Source organism: Streptomyces sp. TAA204, from assembly GCF_000424965.1.
The window spans coordinates 18,035-35,694 of the sequence record NZ_AUKW01000001.1 but is presented as its reverse complement, the minus strand read 5'-3'; the positions used below and the strand labels follow the sequence as shown (position 1 = coordinate 35,694).

Here is a 17,660-nt window from a genome sequence, read left to right as displayed (position 1 = left end):
CGCCGTGTGCGTTCTCAGCCGCTCAGTTGCCCAGGGCCGTCCGCAGAGACCGGCCGGCACGCGACGTCCGGCCCGGCACCCTGCCGCAGCGTCCGGGCCGCTCCCCGGCAGACCTGCCCGGCCACAGCACTAGGCTGGGCACATGACCCATCAGGCCCCAGCGGCCGGGGACGCCCCGCAGGGCAAGCCCACAGCCGCGTCCCGCACCACCCTGTCCCACATCATGACGGGCAACGACACCAACCTCCTCGGCACCGTGCACGGCGGTGTGATCATGAAACTGGTGGACGACGCGGCGGGAGCGGTGGCGGGACGGCACTCCGGAGGTCCCGCGGTGACGGCCTCGATGGACGAGATGGTCTTCCTGGAGCCGGTGCGCGTGGGCGACCTCGTTCACGTCAAGGCCCAGGTCAACTGGACGGGACGCTCCTCGATGGAGGTCGGTGTGCGCGTTCTGGCCGAGCGCTGGAACGAGGCCGTGCCGGCGACCCGGGTCGGCAGCGCCTACCTGGTCTTCGCCGCCGTCGACGAGAGCGGCAGACCCCGGCCCGTACCGCCCGTGGTGCCGGAGACCGAACCGGACACGCGGCGGTACCAGGAGGCACAGATCCGGCGCACCCACCGTCTGGCCAGGCGCCGCGCCATCAAGGAACTGCGGGACCGCAGACAGCGCGAGCAGACGGAAGCGGCGCCCGCGGCCGGCTGACGGCGGCCCCAGGAGCGGGGCCTTAAGCGCAGGAACTCTTCTCCTCGCCGTCGACGGCACCGCCGCCCGGCCCGGAGTCCGGCCCCGAGTCCGGCCCGGAAGAGGGAGAAGCGACGTGCACCGGCCGTACGGTGTGGTTCTTCTTGCCCACGGTGACCCTCATCAGCGGCCCCTGGTCCGCCTCCTCGACCAGTGCGGCGCCCGGGAGCGCCTTGGCGAGGGCACGTGCTGAGCGGTTCCAGCGGGGGTCGTAGGTGATCGTGGTCCTCGCCACGTCGTTGCGCGCGGCGCTGCGCGGGGCACCCGTCGTCGCGAAGCCCGTACCGCTCAGCTTGCGGTCCACCCGCCGGGCGAGGCCCTCGCGGTCGGTGCCGTTGTCCACCTGGACCCGGATGCTGCCGGGGGGAATCCGGACCTGACCGTCCCCTCCGGCCTTGCCTGCGTCCCCGGCGCGCTCCGTCTCCCGGGACTTCTCCTTCGTCAGGGGCCGGTCGTCGCGCAGCGCCCCGAAGAGCTTCTCGGCCTCGCGCTTGTCCCACTTCACGGTGGAGCCCAGCCCGGGCACGGTGTAGTCGGAGTTCTCGATGGGCACGGAGGCGAACTCGGAGGACTCGGCGGTGAAGCGCCGCATGGCCCGCCCGAGTTCCAGCATCTGGTCGGTGCCCAGGCCGCGGTCTGCGCGCACCGAGTCCAGGATGGTGGAGGCGACCTCACGCAGCTTCACCGGGTTCATCAGGACGCCGCTCTCGGTGGCCTTCTCGATGACCGAGGCGAGGAAGTGCTGCTGGCGCTTCATCCGGCTCAGGTCGGAGCCGTCGCCGAGGTGCCGGGCCCGTACGTACTGCAGGGCGCGGCCGCCGTCCAGGTTGGTCGTTCCCGCGGGCAGGTCCAGCCCGGAGTAGTTGTCCCGGAGGGCCTTGTCCGTACAGACCGGCACTCCGCCGAGCACGTCCACGGTGCGCATGAAGCTGGTGAAGTCGATCTCCAGATAGTGGTCGACGTGGACGCCGGTCATGGCCTCGACGGTGCTGACGGTCAGCGGGGCACCGCCGTGCGCGTACGCAGAGTTGAGCTTCGCGGGCTCCGCGGCGTGCCGCTTGCCGGTGCCCGCGTCTGTGTGGGCGGGAAGCCTGGTGTACGAGTCGCGGGGCAGGCTGACGACGCTGGCGCGGTCGTGGTCGGCGGAGAGGTGTACGAGCATCAGGGTGTCCGTGCAGTCGCAGGCGGCGCCGCCGAGACGGTATTTCTCCCGCTGTTCGTCGGAGAGTTCGTCGCGCCGGTCGGTGCCCACGACGAGGAAGTTGACGCCGCCGGTGTCCCGTGGGCGGTCGGTGAGGCCCTGGAAGGGGTCGACCCGGTGTACGTCCGCGTTCAGGCCGTTGACCATGACGTGCCCCACGCCGCTCGCCCCCAGCACCAGTACGGAGAGGGCCGTTGCGAGGCGCACACCCCAGCGGGGCCTCTGACCGTTCTTGTGTGCTTTCGCGCGCATTGCCATACCGTAGGGCGATACGATCTGCGGCACTTGGTCACACGCCGTCGGCCCGCTCCCGGGCACCCGGCTGCCGTGCGGGACCGTCCCTCTGTCGCGGTAACGTGAACGCGTGACTGATTGGACTTCCCCGGGCGCGGAGCTGCCCCCCGTCTCGGTGATCATGCCGGTCCTCAACGAGGAACGACACCTGCGCAGCTCCGTACAGCACATCCTCCAGCAGGATTACGACGCGGAGCTGGAGGTCGTCATCGCCCTCGGCCCCTCCTCCGACCGTACGGACGAGATCGCGGCGGAGCTCGTCCGTGAGGACCCGCGGGTGCACACCGTTCCCAACCCCACCGGCCGTACGCCCGCGGCGCTGAACGCCGCCATCGAGGCGTCCCGGCACCCGGTCGTGGTGCGTGTGGACGGGCACGGCATGCTCTCACCGGGATACATCGCCACGGCCGTGCGGCTGCTGAAGGAGACCGGCGCGGCGAACGTCGGCGGCATCATGCACGCCGAGGGTGAGAACGACTGGGAGCGTGCCGTCGCGGCGGCCATGACCTCCAGGATCGGCGTCGGCAACGCCGCGTTCCACACGGGCGGAGCGGCCGGCGAGGCGGACACCGTCTACCTCGGCGTCTTCCGGCGCTCGGTGCTGGAGCAACAGGGCGGATACAACGAGGAGTTCATCCGCGCGCAGGACTGGGAACTGAACTTCCGCATCCGCGGGGCCGGCGGCCTGATCTGGTTCTCTCCGGAGCTGAAGGTCCAGTACCGGCCGCGTCCGAACGTGCGTGCGCTGGCGAAGCAGTACAAGAACTACGGGCGTTGGCGGCACGTCGTCGCGCGGTACCATCCCGGGTCGATCAGTCTGCGTTATCTCGCCCCGCCGGTGGCTCTGTGCGCCATCGCGGTGGGTACGGGCCTGGGCCTGGCCGGTCTGCCCTGGGGCTTCATCGTGCCCGGCGGCTATCTGGCCGGCATCACGGCCGGTTCGCTGCCCGCGGGGAACGGTCTGCCGCTCAAGAGCCGCGCGCAGATCCCCCTCGCGCTCGCCACCATGCACCTCTCGTGGGGCTGGGGCTTCCTCACCAGCCCGCGCAAGCTCGCGCGCAAGGTGATGGCGTCCCGGCGTGAGCCGGTGCTCGCCGCCCGCTGACAGGCACGGCCCACTGACAGGCACGGCCCACTGGCAGGCACCCACTGACGGAGCCCGCCGGACGAGGGGCAGCCACCGGCGTACCGGCGTGGCTGCCCCTCATCCGTGGCTCACGGCGCTGCCCTCGGCCGGACGGCGGCCGGTCGGGCGCCCGGGTACGTCACCACACGTACGACGGGTTGACCTCCATACAGGCCCCGTCGTCGTCACCCCGGAGAGCGTCCGCGCTGTCCGGCGCCTTGTTCTCCTTCTTCTCGCCGGAGGAGCCGCCGGTGTCCTCGGGGTAGGCCGTGCCCTCGCGCCAGTCCCTGCCGATCACCAGCGTCACCTCCTGCACTCCGCTGGAGTGCTTGACCGCGCTCTCGGGCAGGCCGATGGCCTTGGCGACCGCCAGCGCGTCGCCCCGCTGCTCCTCGCGCGGGTAACTGACGGTGGTGTCAGCCTGTGACTTGGGAGTCGCGTCGGCCGTGGCCTGGGCGAAGCCCTTGCCGCCCAGATGCTCCGAGATGACGCCGGCCCGGCCGGTGACGGGCGCCTGCAGCGCGGTGCCGGTCCCGTTCATCACCCGTACGGGGAGTTCCGACTTGGGTACCGAGGGCTCACTCGGCGGTGGGGACTTGTCCGCCCCGGGCTTCTTCTTGTCCCGTCCGTCCAGCGCCACGTCGTTGCGTACGAGGGAGAAGGTGTGGTCGGCGTCGCCCGGCTTGGGCACGACGAAGCCGCCCGGTGCGTACTCCCAGGGCATCGTCGCCATGGTGATGCGCTTGGTCGGCACCTGCTTGAGGTCGTTGCCCAGGTCGTAGAGCTTCTTCACCGAGCCGAGTCCTTCGTCGACGGTGAGGGCCTTGGTCGCGGCCTCGGCCAGAGCGCGCAGCTTGCCGGGATCGGTGAGCTTCGTGCCGGCCTTGAGCTGGCGGACCATCGAATTCATGTACATGTGCTGTGCGCGCGCACGCCCTATGTCACTGCCGTCGCCGAAGCCGTGCCGCGTACGCAGCCAGTGCAGCGCCTGCTCGCCCCGCACCACCGACTTGCCCTTCTTCAGGCGGAGCTGGGACTGAGGATCCCGGACGTTGTTGTCCACGCAGACGGGGACGCCGCCCACCGCGTCGGCCATGGAGACCACACCGGCGAAGTCGATCATCATGAAGTGATCGATGGGGATGCCGGTCATCTCCTCCCAGGCGGCGACGGTGCAGCCGGGCCCGCCGCGCTGAAGGCTCGTGTTGATCTTCGCGGTCGTCTTCTCGTACACCTTGCCGTCGTCGGGGTCGGTGCACTTGGGGATCGTCGCCTTGGTGTCACGGGGGACCGAGATCACCGACATGTTGCTGCGGTCGGCGGAGACGTGCAGGAGCATCTGCACGTCCGCCAGCGGAGGCCGGTCGCGGTCCGCGCGGGAACCGCCCAGTTCGATGTTCTTCTTCGATCCGCGGGAGTCCGAGCCCAGCAGCAGGATGTTCAGCGGCGTCTGGCCGGCCGCGTTGGGGTCGCTCTTGTCGAGGTCGTTGTCGCCGAGGTTGAGCGCGTCCCGGTCGAGGTTGCCGTTCAGGTGCTCGTAGTAGAGATAGCCCGCCCCCGCCACCGCGAGTATGAGAAGCGACAGGCAGACGCTGAACCAGCGAAGCACCCGTCTCCTCCTGCGCGGACGACGGTCACCTCCACCGTCCTCCGCACTGCCGTCGTAGCCGTCCGCGTCCATAGCGCCGCCGCCTGTCTGTGTGTGCCGCTGTCGCTGTCGCGGCAGGCGGTCCTCTTCGCGTGACCCGTACCGTCGGCGAGCATCGACGGCAGGCGCGCCGTTGCGCACTCCCGGGCCACCCCGGGTGCCGTCCTGCTGCCGCACGGGACCTCCGCGATCCTGTCCCCCGCGCGGGTGTGTGCCGCCCCGGTGCCCTGGCGGGGGCGTGGGGGCGGCGCCCGTCACTTCGCGCAGATGTTCTCGTTCCCCTTGACGTTCTGGACGCCTTCCGGTGCCTTCTCCGGCGCGGCGATGGGCTCGCCCGCCCCGCTGAAGTCCTTGCCGAGGGTGAGTTCCATGGCCTCGCCGACGCTTGAGCTCTCCTTCAGCGCCGACTTCGGCAGTCCCATCATGTCGGCCGCGGTCGCGGCCTGACCTGCCTGGTCAGGTGCGAACTTCAGCGTGGTCGTGTCCTGTTGGGACGGCGCGTTGCCGGCGTTGGACGAGAGCTGCACGCCCTTCTGGTTCTGCATCCAGTCCACCGTCTCCTGCGCCGCTCCCACCGGACCGCCTCCGTTGCGCACGTCCACGCGCACCTGCGACGCGGGGACCTTCTCGGCCTTGGTGGGATCCTTCTCCTTGGAGTCCTTCTTCGTCTTGGTGAGGGACTTGTCCGCCTTGACCATCTTGAAGAGCGGCTTTGCCTTCGCCTCGTCCAGTATGACGGTGGCGGGGTCCTCGGGGTTGTCCAGGACGGGGACGGTGGCGAAGGTGATGTTCTTCGTGTTGACCCGCTGAAGGTCCTTGGCGAGATCCGTCAGCTTCTTGACGCTGCCGATGCCCGTGTCCACCGTCAGGGCGTTCGTGGCGGCATTCGCCAGGTCGAAGAGCTTCGACGGATTGGTCAGCGTGTCCCCGGACTTCATCTTCCGGATCATCGAGCTGAGGAACTGCTGCTGCAGCTCGATCCGGCTGAGGTCACTGCCGAAGCCCACCGAGCTGCGGGTGCGTACGAACGCCAGGGCCTGCTCGCCCTTGACGACGTGCTTGCCGGCCTTGAGGTTGAGGTGCGACTTCGGGTCGTTGATGTCCTTCGCGGCGCACACCTCCACGCCGCCCACCGCGGTGGAGAGTTCCTTGACCGCGTTGAAGTCGGCCATCATGAAGTGGTTGACCTTGACGCCGGTCAGTTTCTCGACAGTGCGCCATGTGCAGCCCGGGTCGCGGCCGGACTGGCCGAGGCTGGTGTTGAACCGCACGCCCTGCTGGCCGGGGATGGTCTTGGTCGAACCGTCCTCCTGCTTGGTCGGGCAGTCGGGGATGTCGGTGACCATGTCGCGCGGGATGGACAGCGCGGTGGCGTTGGTGCGGTCCTCGGAGACGTGGAAGAGGAACGTGGTGTCGGCGTGGCCGACGCTCGCGGCGTCGCCGTAGCCGCTGTTGCCCTTGCCCTTACGGGCGTCGGTGCCGATGACGAGTATGTTCACCGGCCCGTCGGCGACCGCTCCGTTGCTGATGCCGACGTCGACCTTGTCGATGTTGCCGTTGAAGTGGTCGTACAGGAAGTAGCCGGCCGTGCCACCCGCGAGGACTATCAGCCCGAGGGTGCCCGCGCCCCAGCGCAGCACCTTCTGCTTCTTCGTCATCTCCGGCTTGCGCCTGCGGCGGTTCTGGCCGCCCGAGCGGTGCCCGCCCGCCGCCGCCTGCTCACCGCGCGCCCGCCGCCGCTGGGAGGGGAGCCGCGCTTCCTCCTCGTCCGGGGAGGTTCTCTGACGCGGCGCGGTGGGTCGGCTGCTGCCCGACGGACTCCGGGAGTCGCCGGCATCCGGGGTCAGCCGCAGCGTGTAGCTGCCGGTGCTCGGATCGAACACCCACTGATCCGCGGGATCGACATCTCCCGCATGCCCACGGCCTTGCGCGTTCACGATTGCGTAAGTCCTCCATCTGCGGCCTGGCGTCGCCCTGTAGGGGCGGACCGAAGCGGCCACACTATCCGGCCGATTCGGCGCGCAGCGACGGCAGTGACGAATTCCGCGAACTTATAAACGGTCAATCCACCCCATTCTCAGCGTTGTCAAGTGCAGATGTCGTGCGCGGCAGTCGTGCCCGGATAGACCGGAGCGGAGTTGTCCGGTCCGTCGCCGCCGTCGCGAGGCCGCCGCTGCGGGGAATCGCCCGTCGAGGTTCCGACGGGATCGCCCTGCGGCTGGTTCCCGGGGCGGGGATCTGGGCCGGCGGAAGGCCCGGGAGAGGCCCCCCGGCCTTCCGTCCCCGCTTCCGCGCCGTCCGATTCGACCCGCACGGGACGGTCCTCGCGCAGCTGGGCGAAGAGTCTGCGGGCGTCCGGCTGCACCAGTTCGTCGCGGTTGCGGTCCAGCGCGTACGGCTGGCGGGGAACGGTGAGAAAGCGCACCTGATCCTCCGGAACCTTCCTTACCCCGCGTACGAGTTCGTACAGTTCACCCAGGGAATCCAGCCCTTCGTCCGCGGTGAGTGCGGACGTCGCCGAGTGCAATACGGGATACAGCTTCGCGGGATTCAGCAGCACACCATTGCTGCGTACTTTCTTCACGAGTGATCCGAGGAACTGCTGCTGTCTGCTGATCCGCTCGGTGTCGCTGCCGTCCCCGATCCCGTGCCGGGCGCGTACGTAGCCGAGGGCGTCCTCACCCGAGAGGGTCTGCCGTCCGGCGGGGAGGTCGAGCTTGGCGTCCCGGTCTCTCACGGCGCCGGGCAGACACACCTCGACACCGCCGACGGCGTCCACCAGCGACTTGAAGCCCGTGAAGTCGAGCACGAGGTGGTGGTCGACGCGCACGCCGGTCAGCATCTCGACCGTACGGATCGTGCAGGCGGCACCGCCGAACTGGAAGGCCCAGTTGAACTGTGCGAACTGCGCCCGCGTGCGGCTGCCGTCCGGCCGGGTGCAGGCCGGAAGGTCGACCATCAGGTCGCGGGGCAGCGAGACACCGGTGGCGCTGCGGCGGTCGGCGGAGATGTGGAGCAGGATCGCGGTGTCCGAGCGCTGGCTGCCCTCGTCGCGGCCGTAGGAGCCGTTGTCGCCGCCGCGGTCGTCCGAGCCCAGCAGCAGGATGTTCTTGGCCTCGCCCGACGGGGGATCGGGGCGCTGTGCCGCGTAGTTGCGCAGTTCCTTCGCGGTTCCCACGTCCGTACGGATGTTGCCGTCGAGCTTCTGGTAGAGGAGCCAGCCCCCGCCCGCCGCGGCCAGTACGAGCACGGACGTGCCCAGTGCCGCCAGGCGGAGCCAGCGGCGGCGCGGGCGGGTGCCGCCGGCTCCGCCGGGTGCCGGGTCCGTTCCGTCCGCGGTGTCCGTTCCGGCGTCCGTTCCGTCTGTGGTGTCCGTGGTGTCTGCGGCGCCGTTCTTCGAGGTGGTCTCGTCGTCGGTCGCGGAGTCGGTCACGTCTGCGTCATCCCTTGTGGTGTCTGCGGCGCGTACGCGACGTACAGGCGTGCGAGCGCCGCTCATGTAGGCAGACACCCGAAAGTCGTACAGGGTTGTACGCGAGGTGATCACCACTGATCGTCATTGATCACCTGCGACCGGCTTCGGGGGAGCGCCGAAGTGGGGAGCGCGGTTCAGTCGACGGTGTGGGTGACGCGTTCCTCCTCGGCGCGCTTGCCGAGCGCGCCGAGGCCGAGCCGGTCGGAGTTGCGGCACAGCACCACGGACCCTCCCGCGGCGAGCGGGGCCAGCAGCCCGGCGCTGAGTCCGGCCCAGCTGTCGTACGGGCGGAGTGAGAGCAGCCGCGAAGCGGACGTCAGGCCGAACGTGGCCGCGTCCTCCACCGCCCTTCCGACTGTCTGCGCGCCCGTCAACTCCTCCTGCCCCCGCACGAGGAGAAAGGGGGCTCCGGGGTCCACGGGCGAGTACGGTGCGAACTGATCGCCCTGGCCCGGCACTTCGGCCGCGTAGTCGGCGAAGCCCTCGGGCGGCTGCGGGAAGGGCGCGCCCAGTGGGCGGAGGCTGAGTGCCACCCGCTCCCCGCGGCACGTGCGGGCGGCCTCCAGCGTGTCCGGTCCGCTGACGACGGCGTCGGCGACAGCGGGGTCGCCCTCCACATCGACGACGACCCCTGTCGCGGAGCAGGCCAGCAGCCAGACGGCTGTCTGCCAGTGCGCGGGCAGCAGCAGGGAGAGCCGGTCGCCGGGCTCGGCGGCCAGGTCGTCCTGGATGAGGTTCGCGGTCTTGGCGACCCAGTTGGCGAAGGTGGCGACCGACAGTTCGACGCGTTCGCCCGTGGCGTCGTCGTAATAGGTCACCAGCGGTCGTCCCGGGTCCTCGGCGAGGGAGGAACTCAGCAGGTCGGCAACGGTTCGTGGGGGAGCGCTCACCCGTCAAGCCTACGTGGGCGGACGGTGTCCCGGCGCTGGGGGTGGGCCGTGCAGTGGGCCGGATGTACCTGTGGGCAGAGCGGCGGAGCCGGGCGGCCGGACAGGGCGTCAGGTGCCACCTCCGTCCGAATAGACAGATATGTAGGAATATGTGCACGATCAACCTATGCGTGCACTAATTGTCACCTCGATCGGTGTCGCGTGTGCGGGAGCTCTGCTGTTGCCACTCGCGCCCACCGAGTCCGCCGACTCCGCGCTGTCCGGCAGGCAGTCCGCCACAGACGAAGATGCCGCACCCCCCGCTGCCCGTACCGGCCGTTCCCGAAGCGACGGTCCCGTACCGGGCCACACCCAGTCGCTGCCCCTCGGCACTCCGGCCACCGACACCCGTTCGGGTGACAAGCTTCTCTCCGCCTGGGAGGACGACCCGTCAGGAGGGAAGCGCGCCGCCTCGACGAAGGTGAAGCCCTTCTCCCTCGTGGGTGTCGTCTGGGACGACGCGAGTGCCGCACCGCGTGGTCAACTCCAGGTACAGACCCGGTCCTCGGACACCGACCGCTGGTCGGCCTGGCGCTCCCTGGAGACCCCGGGCGGTCACGGACCGGACCCTGGCGCGGCCGAAGAGGGCGGCGGGAAGCCCGTCGGCGCCACGACCCCCCTGTGGACGGGTGAATCCAGCGCGGTACGCGTACGGATCGTCCCCGGGGCGGAGTCGAAAGGCGCGAAGGAGACGACGGAAGAGGGAGAGCCCTCGCCCGGACAGCGGTCCGGAAAGGCGGGACTGCCCCAGGGCACGCGCCTGGAACTCGTCGCCCCCGGGCAGGAGCGCGGGAGCAGCGCGGACGGCGGCAAGAGCAGCGGCGACCCTCAGTCCGGAACCTCCCCACGCTCCGACGGACCCGAGAAGCAGCCGGGCGGTGTGCTGCCGGCGCTCTCCAAGGCCGAGACCACAGCCACCTACAGGGAGGAGAAGAGCGATTCCGCACCGTCCGCCCAGGGCGGGGCGAAGGAGGCGCACATCGGGCCGCGCCCGGACATCGTCACCCGCAAGGGCTGGGGAGCGGACGAGAGCCTGCGGGAGAAGGAGTTCCCCTTGGGCGGGACCGTGAAGTCGGCCGTCGTCCACCACTCGGCCGAGACCACCGGCTACGACTGCGCCGACGTGCCGTCCATCATCCGCGCCATCTACCGCTACCACGTCAACAGCAGCAAGTGGCGCGACCTGGGATACAACTTCCTCGTCGACAAGTGCGGCAAGATCTACGAGGGCCGCGCCGGAGGTGTGGCACGGGCGGTGACGGGAGCTCACACCCTCGGATTCAACGAGGAGACCACGGGCATCGCCGTACTGGGCACCTACTCCAAGGACACCCCGTCCAAGCAGGCCACCGGGGCGCTCGCCCGGCTGACGGCGTGGAAGCTCGGCGTCCACGGGATCGACGCACGAGGCAAGGTGACGCTGACCTCGTCCGGCGGCACCAAGCACAAGAAGGGCGCCAAGGTCTCCTTCAACGCCGTCTCCGGGCACCGGGACGGGTTCGTCACAGACTGCCCCGGCGACCGGCTCTACGGAGCGCTCCCCGGCATCCGCACCGAAGCCGGGAAACTCCAGGGGCGCTGAGGCGGTCCGGGCCGGGAAGCCGCCGACCGCGAGCCACGGACTGCCGGACCCCCGACCGCGAGCCACGGACTGCCGAGCCGCCGAGGCTTCGGGGGGCCGGGTCGGTTCCGCACACGCCACTGCCGCGCCGGTCCTCCTCCCCGGCGCGGCAGTCCCTCGTCCGTGTGTGCGCCGAGGACTGTCCGCTCCTGCATAAACTGGCCGCCGACGACAGGCTCATGGGCCCCCTCCGTCAGTCAGGAAAGCGAAGAGAACTGGTGACAGAAGCGATCCTCCTCGTCGGGGGCAAGGGCACCCGGCTGCGTCCGCTGACCGTGCACACGCCGAAGCCGATGGTGCCGGCGGCGGGCGTTCCCTTCCTCGCCCACCAACTTGCCAGGGCGCGGGCGGCCGGTGTCGACCATGTGGTGATGGCGACCTCCTATCTGGCGGAGGTCTTCGAGCCGTACTTCGGCGACGGGGCACAGCTGGGACTGCACCTGGAGTACGTCACCGAGAAGGAGCCCCTCGGCACGGGGGGAGCCATCCGCAACGTCGCCTCGCGCCTGCGCTCTGCACCTTCCGAACCGGTGCTCATCTTCAACGGCGACATCCTCACCGGTCTCGACATCGGAGCGCTCGTGGACACCCACGTCCGCACGTCGGCCGATGTCTCCCTGCATCTGACCCGGGTGAGCGATCCCCGTGCCTACGGGCTGGTGCCGACGGACGACGGCGGCCGCGTCACCGCGTTCCTGGAGAAACCGCAGACGCCCGAGGAGATCGTCACCGATCAGATCAACGCCGGCGCGTACGTCTTCAACCGCTCCGTCATCGACACCATCCCCGCCGGACGGCCCGTATCCGTCGAACGGGAGACCTTCCCCGGTCTGCTCACCGAGGGCGCACACCTTCAGGGCATGGTCGACTCCACCTACTGGCTCGACCTCGGCACCCCCCAGGCGTTCGTGCGGGGCTCGGCCGACCTCGTTCTGGGCAAGGCGCCGTCGCCCGCCGTGCCGGGCAGATGCGGTGACCAACTCGTCCTGGACACCGCTGAGGTGGCACCCGACGCCAAGCTGACGGGCGGCACCGTGGTGGGCGCCGGTGCGAGGGTCGGCGCCGGCGCGCGGATCGACGGCTCGACGGTGCTGGACGACGCCGTCATCGAGCCCGGAGCCGAAGTGCGGGACTCCCTGATCGGCGCCGGCGCCCGGATCGGCCCGGACGCGCTCCTGGACGGTGCGGTGGTGGGCGACGGTGCGGTCGTGGGCGGCGGCAACGAGCTGCGTGACGGCATCCGCGTGTGGTGCGGGGCGCGCATCCCGGCGGGAGCGGTGCGCTTCTCGTCCGACCAGTGACGCCCACGAGGGGGTCGTTCTCCCCGTACGGATGACATGCGGGGGAGCCGGAGCCCCGCAGGGAGGCGCCTTTTCGCAGGTGTTCTCGCCCCGCAGGGCCGCGACGTTCCCCTCGCGCCTACGCTGTCGGGCGTGCCTGCCACCCGTACCTGGACCGCGCCCCCTCTGTACGACCTGCAGAGCAGCCTGCGCGTGCTGCGGCGCGGACCTTACGACCCCTGCTACCGGCTCGAAGGCGGCGCCGTCTGGCGCACGACCCGCACACCCGACGGCCCGGCGACGCTGCGGATCACGCCGCACGCCGCGAGCTCGGCCGTGCGCGGCGAGGCATGGGGCCCCGGCGCCCGGTGGGCCCTCGACCAGCTGCCCGCACTGCTCGGCGCGGACGACGACCCCTCGGGCTTCACGCCCCATCACCCGCTGACCCGGCAGGCACACCGCCGTCACTCCGGTCTGCGGCTGGCCCGTACGGGACTCGTCATGGAAGCGCTGATCCCCTCGGCGCTGGAGCAGAAAGTGACCACACGGGAGGCGCACCGTGCCTGGCGGCTGCTCGTACTGCGCCACGGCGAGCGGGCGCCCGGCCCGCACGACGGTCTTCACGTGATGCCGGACCCCCGCACCTGGTGCCGCGTCCCCTCCTGGGAGTGGCACCGTGCGGGCGTCGACAACAAGCGCTCCGCGACCGTCATCCGTGCCGCGCAGCGTGCCACGCGCCTGGAGGAGGCCGCGTCGATGGAGTCGGCCGACGCCATGGCAAGGCTCCAGCTCATCCCGGGAATCGGCCCATGGACGGCCGCGGAGACGCTGCAGCGCAGCAACGGAGATCCCGACGCGCTGACGGTCGGAGACCTCCATCTGCCGCGCATCATCGGCTACTCGCTCACCGGCGCGAGGGATGTCGACGACGCCGGGATGCTGGAACTGCTGGCCCCGTACGAGGGCCAGCGGCACCGCGCGGCCCGGCTGATCATGCTCGCCGGGCGGAGCCCGGCCCGGCGGCAGCCCCGGTTCCCCATCGGTGACATCGCGCGGCTCTGACCACGCACCACCGGCGGACGGCGGCTCTGACCACGCACCGCCGGCGGACGGCGGCTCTGACAACGCGCCACCGGCGGATGCGCGGCGGGTGCCCCTCAGCGCACCCGGAGAAAGGCGCCGCCGTCCCGCGGCGGGCGTTCACGCGGTGGCGCCGCCGCGCGGCCGACGGCGACGGCGCCCATCGGGTCCCAGTCGCCGGGCAGTTCGAGGACGTCGCGGACGACGTCCCGGCAGAACATCGTCGAGGACACCCACGCCGAGCCGAGCTGCTCACCGGCCAGCGCCACCAGGAAGTTCTGGATGCCCGCGCCGCAGGCCACGACGAACATCTCCCTCTCCGCCGCGGACCGTCGCTCGTCCGGGTACTCGTGCGATCCGTCCATCACCAGGCACGGCACGACGAGATAGGGCGCGTTGCGCAGTACGTCGCCACGCCGGACGCGTCTCGCGATGCTCTCCTCGCTCTTGCCGTCCGAGCGCAGGTCCGCGATCCACTGTTCGCGCATCGCGTCGAGCAGCCGCAGCCGAGCGGGAGGGGACTCCAGCAGCACGAACCGCCACGGCGTGGTGTGGTGCGGTGCGGGCGCCGTGACGGCCGCCTGGACGGCCCGGCGCACCGCGCCGCCGTCCACCGGCTCCGCGGTGAACTCCCGGACGGTACGGCGCAGCGTGAGCGCTTCCCGGACGGCCTCGGAAGTGCCCAGGCGGAACATGTCATGGGCGGCGTCCCGCACCAGCGACCGCGCGGACCCGGGGGACTCCGCGGACCCGGGGGCCTCCACGGTCTCCTGACGCTCCAGCACATGCTGCGGCAGCCCTCTGACCACCGCGACGGGGAAGCCGTCCGCCTTGCCCTTGACCAGCTCGCCCGCCGCCGCCAGTTCGTCGCCGACCGCCGTCACGGTCACGCCCAGCGGATTCCCGAACATGTCGACCCCGCCGCGCAGGTCCTCCAGCACCCGTACGCCGGAGGCTCCGACGGCGACATCGGTCTGCCCCTCGCGCCAGGGCCGCCCGAACGTGTCGGTGACGACCACTCCGACGTCGACGCCCAGCGCGTCCCGTACGCCCTCGCGTATCCGGAGCGCCGAGGCGTCGGGGTCCTCGGGCAGCAACAGCACAGTGCCCTTCGGGGTGTTCGAGGCGTCCACACCCGCAGCGGCCATCACGAAGCCGTGCCGGTTCTGCACGATCCTGGCGGGCCCGCGCCGCGCGACCACGCGGACGGTCTCCGCGTCGATCGCCGCCTCACGGTCGTCGGCCTGCACGATCCTGCCCTCGGCCTTGCTCACGATCTTCGAGGTGACGATCAGGACGTCGCCGTCGGCAAGCCCGGCAGCCGGCCAGCCGTCACCGCCGCGGACACCGGGACCGGCAGCGTCGCCGCCGTCGCTCCCGTCAGCCGTCGCGGCGCCGACGATGAGCTTCACCAGGTCGTCGCCCGGGCGCACCTCCGGTATGCCGGGCAGCGCCCAGACGCGGTACGCGGGCGGCGGGCCCTGGCCGGGATTCTGGGTGCCCGGCGCCGTCATGCCCGTACCTCCTCGGCCAGTGCGAGAGCTTCGCGCGCCATCTCCGCGGTGGCCTCGATGCCCGTCATCATCAACGGGACGGCACGGCAGCGGATTCCGGCGTCCTCCACGGCCCGGGTGGAGCCGGCGTCCGCGGTGTCGACGAGCCAGCCGTCCAGCAGACCGCTGCCGTAGTGCTGTGCGACCGCTGCGGCGGTGGACTCCACGCCCACCGCCGAGAGGACCTTGTCCGCCATTCCGCTCACGGGCGCGTTCCCGACGATCGGTGAGAGCCCGACCACCGGCACCCCGGCCTCGGCGATGGCTTCCCGGACCCCGGGCACCGCGAGGATCGTGCCCACGCTGACGACCGGGTTGGAGGGCGGGAAGAGGACGACGTCCGCCTCCGCGATCGCGTCGAGCACGCCCGGTGCGGGCTTGGCGGTCTCGGCGCCGACTGGCACCACCGCGTGCGCGTCGACGGAGGCGCGCAGACGCACCCAGTACTCCTGGAAGTGCACGGCCTTCCGGCTCTCGCCGCCCTCGCTCGCGGGCGCGGAGCCGTCGAGGTCAGCGGTGTCGATCAGCACATGGGTCTCGACCCGGTCGTCGGTCATCGGCAGCAGCCGCACCCCCGGCTGCCAGCGCGCGCACAGGGCCTCGGTGACGGCGCTGAGGGAGTATCCGGCGCCCATCATCTGCGTACGGACGATGTGGGTGGCGAAGTCACGGTCGCCCAGCCCGAACCAGTCCGGCCCGACGCCGTAGGCCGCCAGCTCCTCCTTCACGGCGAAGGACTCGCCGGCACGTCCCCAGCCCTGTTCCTCGTGGATGCCACCGCCCAGCGTGTACATCACCGTGTCCAGGTCCGGGCAGATCTTCAGCCCGAAGAGGTGGATGTCGTCACCGGTGTTGCCGATGACGGTGACCTCCGCGTCGGGTACGGCGGACTTCAGTCCGCGCAGAAAGCGGGCACCACCGATGCCCCCGGCCAGAACCACGATCCGCTCCATGCGGACAGTGTGTCAGCAGACGGGCTTCGAACAGCAGGGCGGTCGTCGCCCGCCGACTCGTGACGGGCACTTCCCGGGGCCTTTCCGCAGGGACGGCCGGGGGCCCGCCGGAGTCCCGGTGCGGGCCCGCCGCGTCCGTGCACCGCGCTCAGTCGGCCGGGAGGGGGAGGGACGCTGCCGTGGCCGCTGCTGTGGCCGTGGCGGCGCAGGCGCCGGGCGTCGGGTGCATCTCCATTTCCGTCAGACCGGGGAAGTAGATGTGCAGGCTGACGGCGGGCGCCAGGCCGTCGTTGACGACTTCGTGCACGTACCCGGGTGCGAAGACCCGCTGTGCGCGGGCGCGCATCGTTCGGCGTGCGCCCCGCACGTGCTCGGTCAGTTCACCGTCGAGGACGGTGAACACTCCGGAGGACTGTCCGTGGTCGTGGCGGCCGCTGCCCTGCCCGGGCAGCCAGCTGAGCAGCCACACCTCGTAGCCCGGGCCGGTGCGCAGCCGGTGGTACCAGCGGGTGGTGGGGTCGTACTGCACGAGCGGTGCCCAGTTCGGGCGGTCGGCGGCGATCGTACGGGCCAGTCCGGCGAAGCCCGCGACAGTGGCGGGGTGCGCGGGGACGGGCGGCATGAGGTGGGGGAGAGCGAGCGGGTCGCCCGCGATCTCGACGTCGCTGTTCACGTCAGTGGAGTCTTTCGCGCTGGAGGGAGCCCGGGCGTCACCGGGCGGGGGAGTGAAGAGGGTTCGAGGTGTGCCTCAACAGCAGCGACAGCGACAGCAGCAGTGACCCGAGGCGGCGCGAGCAGCGCGGAGGAGTCGGCCGGCGACGGCGGCCGTACGAGGCTCGGAGGTCACTGTCATGCGGTCAAGGAGACCGAGTCACCCGTACCGCTGTCAACTGCGTGCCGTGTTCGGGGGCAATGTTTCACCTCATCCGGTTGTGGTATCCGGCGAAAGGTTTGTGCACGGTGCCTCGCGGACAAGTGGCGCAACACCTGTGCACATGAACGTCGTTGTGCATCTGTGACCGGACCGTGATCGGTGCTGTCCGTGTGGACGGCGGCCGATGTGCCGGATTGCCGGTTCGGAGTTCACCCGGCAAGTCGCCGTTCGGTGATCAGCAGGGGCGTGAGGCAGGGTTCGTGGTGAAATCAACACTTTCCGATCGCCCTTGGTTCCGCAGAGTGAATAACGGGCTCAATAGCAGATCTCGGCTTGACTGGTGCGGATCGGCACACTTGTAATTTCACACGTGTCGTTCAGCCGGGATCGATAACGACGGCATCACGGGGACGCAAAGACGGACGAGGGGCGCACAATGGCCGAGCTGTTCCAGGAAATGCTGGTCGACGAAGTGGACGAGGAGCTCGGCTGGCAGGAACGCGCTTTGTGCGCCCAGACCGATCCCGAGTCGTTCTTCCCCGAGAAGGGCGGCTCCACCCGAGAGGCGAAAAAGGTCTGCCTCGCCTGCGAGGTTCGCTCCGAGTGCCTCGAGTACGCCCTCGCGAACGACGAGCGCTTCGGTATCTGGGGCGGACTGTCCGAGCGTGAACGCCGGCGCTTGAAGAAGGCCGCTGTGTGAACGACCGGCCCGTGCCCGTGAGGCGGCGAACGCCCCCGCGAGCACGGACCGGTCGCACGGACTGCTCGCACGGACCGATGGGCACTCGGCGCTGAGCCGTTAGTGTGTGCCCGTCCACGGTGCGCGACCCCCTCCGCGGGGCGAGTGTGCCTACGCAGTCCGTCGCAGCTCTTCGGGGGAT

14 protein-coding genes are annotated in these 17,660 nt (G+C 70.7%); 6 read left to right on the top strand and 8 right to left on the bottom strand.

Going from position 1 to position 17,660, the window contains the following annotated elements; genetic code table 11:
* Positions 1-142 precede the first annotated feature (142 nt).
* Positions 143-706 (top strand): acyl-CoA thioesterase, encoded by a 564-nt coding sequence (locus H343_RS0100140; protein ID WP_028429476.1) that lies wholly within the window; start codon positions 143-145, stop codon positions 704-706.
* A gap of 22 nt (positions 707-728) precedes the next feature.
* On the opposite strand, the gene H343_RS28030 is transcribed toward H343_RS0100140, so the two are convergent.
* On the bottom strand, positions 729-2,204 hold the full coding sequence (locus H343_RS28030; protein WP_078504944.1) for an LCP family protein: 1,476 nt from the start codon (positions 2,202-2,204) through the stop codon (positions 729-731).
* Between the two features lie 106 nt (positions 2,205-2,310).
* On the opposite strand from H343_RS28030, the gene H343_RS0100130 reads away from it, so the two are divergent.
* On the top strand, positions 2,311-3,345 hold the full coding sequence (locus H343_RS0100130) for a glycosyltransferase family 2 protein (RefSeq protein WP_486586726.1): 1,035 nt from the start codon (positions 2,311-2,313) through the stop codon (positions 3,343-3,345).
* A 160-nt stretch (positions 3,346-3,505) separates the two neighbouring features.
* On the opposite strand, the gene H343_RS0100125 is transcribed toward H343_RS0100130, so the two are convergent.
* The 4 genes from H343_RS0100125 to H343_RS0100110 all read right to left on the bottom strand — a co-directional run bounded on the left by H343_RS0100125 (position 3,506) and on the right by H343_RS0100110 (position 9,379).
* Entirely contained in the window at positions 3,506-5,155 is a 1,650-nt protein-coding gene (locus tag H343_RS0100125) for an LCP family protein (protein WP_486586756.1), read from the bottom strand.
* A 113-nt stretch (positions 5,156-5,268) separates the two neighbouring features.
* Positions 5,269-6,951, bottom strand: coding sequence for an LCP family protein (locus tag H343_RS0100120; protein WP_028429473.1), 1,683 nt, complete (start codon positions 6,949-6,951; stop codon positions 5,269-5,271).
* Positions 6,952-7,100: 149 nt separating this feature from the next.
* Positions 7,101-8,447, bottom strand: coding sequence for an LCP family protein (locus H343_RS28025; protein WP_486586725.1), 1,347 nt, complete (start codon positions 8,445-8,447; stop codon positions 7,101-7,103).
* A gap of 176 nt (positions 8,448-8,623) precedes the next feature.
* A complete protein-coding gene (locus H343_RS0100110; RefSeq protein ID WP_028429472.1) occupies positions 8,624-9,379 on the bottom strand; it encodes a TIGR03089 family protein in 756 nt (251 codons plus the stop codon).
* A 166-nt stretch (positions 9,380-9,545) separates the two neighbouring features.
* Between H343_RS0100110 and H343_RS0100105 the strand changes: the two genes are divergently transcribed.
* From H343_RS0100105 to H343_RS0100095, 3 genes are all read left to right on the top strand, one after another.
* A complete protein-coding gene (locus H343_RS0100105; protein ID WP_028429471.1) occupies positions 9,546-11,000 on the top strand; it encodes an N-acetylmuramoyl-L-alanine amidase in 1,455 nt (484 codons plus the stop codon).
* 257 nt (positions 11,001-11,257) lie between these two features.
* Positions 11,258-12,340 (top strand): mannose-1-phosphate guanylyltransferase, encoded by a 1,083-nt coding sequence (gene manB / locus H343_RS0100100; RefSeq protein ID WP_028429470.1) that lies wholly within the window; start codon positions 11,258-11,260, stop codon positions 12,338-12,340.
* A gap of 132 nt (positions 12,341-12,472) precedes the next feature.
* The gene (locus tag H343_RS0100095) at positions 12,473-13,381 is read left to right on the top strand and encodes a DNA-3-methyladenine glycosylase (RefSeq protein ID WP_028429469.1); all 909 of its coding nucleotides are present in this window, start codon (positions 12,473-12,475) and stop codon (positions 13,379-13,381) included.
* A gap of 95 nt (positions 13,382-13,476) precedes the next feature.
* Here H343_RS0100095 and H343_RS0100090 read toward each other — a convergent pair whose 3' ends face one another.
* From H343_RS0100090 to H343_RS0100080, 3 genes are all read right to left on the bottom strand, one after another.
* On the bottom strand, positions 13,477-14,913 hold the full coding sequence (locus tag H343_RS0100090) for a coenzyme F420-0:L-glutamate ligase (RefSeq protein ID WP_051264407.1): 1,437 nt from the start codon (positions 14,911-14,913) through the stop codon (positions 13,477-13,479).
* On the bottom strand, positions 14,910-15,905 hold the full coding sequence (cofD, locus tag H343_RS0100085) for a 2-phospho-L-lactate transferase (RefSeq protein WP_028429467.1): 996 nt from the start codon (positions 15,903-15,905) through the stop codon (positions 14,910-14,912). Before cofD ends, H343_RS0100090 begins: the two co-directional genes overlap by 4 nt.
* 148 nt (positions 15,906-16,053) lie before the next feature.
* Positions 16,054-16,578, bottom strand: coding sequence for a cysteine dioxygenase (locus tag H343_RS0100080; RefSeq protein ID WP_028429466.1), 525 nt, complete (start codon positions 16,576-16,578; stop codon positions 16,054-16,056).
* 637 nt (positions 16,579-17,215) lie between these two features.
* Between H343_RS0100080 and H343_RS0100075 the strand changes: the two genes are divergently transcribed.
* Complete coding sequence (locus H343_RS0100075; RefSeq protein WP_028429465.1) at positions 17,216-17,479, top strand: WhiB family transcriptional regulator; 264 nt, start codon at positions 17,216-17,218, stop codon at positions 17,477-17,479.
* The last annotated feature ends 181 nt before the right edge of the window (positions 17,480-17,660 follow it).

Excerpts from the sequence above, each read along its gene's own strand:
- H343_RS0100140 (WP_028429476.1), top strand. The coding sequence starts at position 143 with ATGACCCATCAGGCCCCAGCGGCCGGGGACGCCCCGCAGGGCAAGCCC.
- H343_RS28030 (WP_078504944.1), bottom strand. The coding sequence starts at position 2,204 with ATGGCAATGCGCGCGAAAGCACACAAGAACGGTCAGAGGCCCCGCTGG.
- H343_RS0100105 (WP_028429471.1), top strand. The coding sequence starts at position 9,546 with ATGCGTGCACTAATTGTCACCTCGATCGGTGTCGCGTGTGCGGGAGCT.
- H343_RS0100090 (WP_051264407.1), bottom strand. The coding sequence starts at position 14,913 with ATGACGGCGCCGGGCACCCAGAATCCCGGCCAGGGCCCGCCGCCCGCG.
- cofD (WP_028429467.1), bottom strand. The coding sequence starts at position 15,905 with ATGGAGCGGATCGTGGTTCTGGCCGGGGGCATCGGTGGTGCCCGCTTT.
- H343_RS0100075 (WP_028429465.1), top strand. The coding sequence starts at position 17,216 with ATGGCCGAGCTGTTCCAGGAAATGCTGGTCGACGAAGTGGACGAGGAG.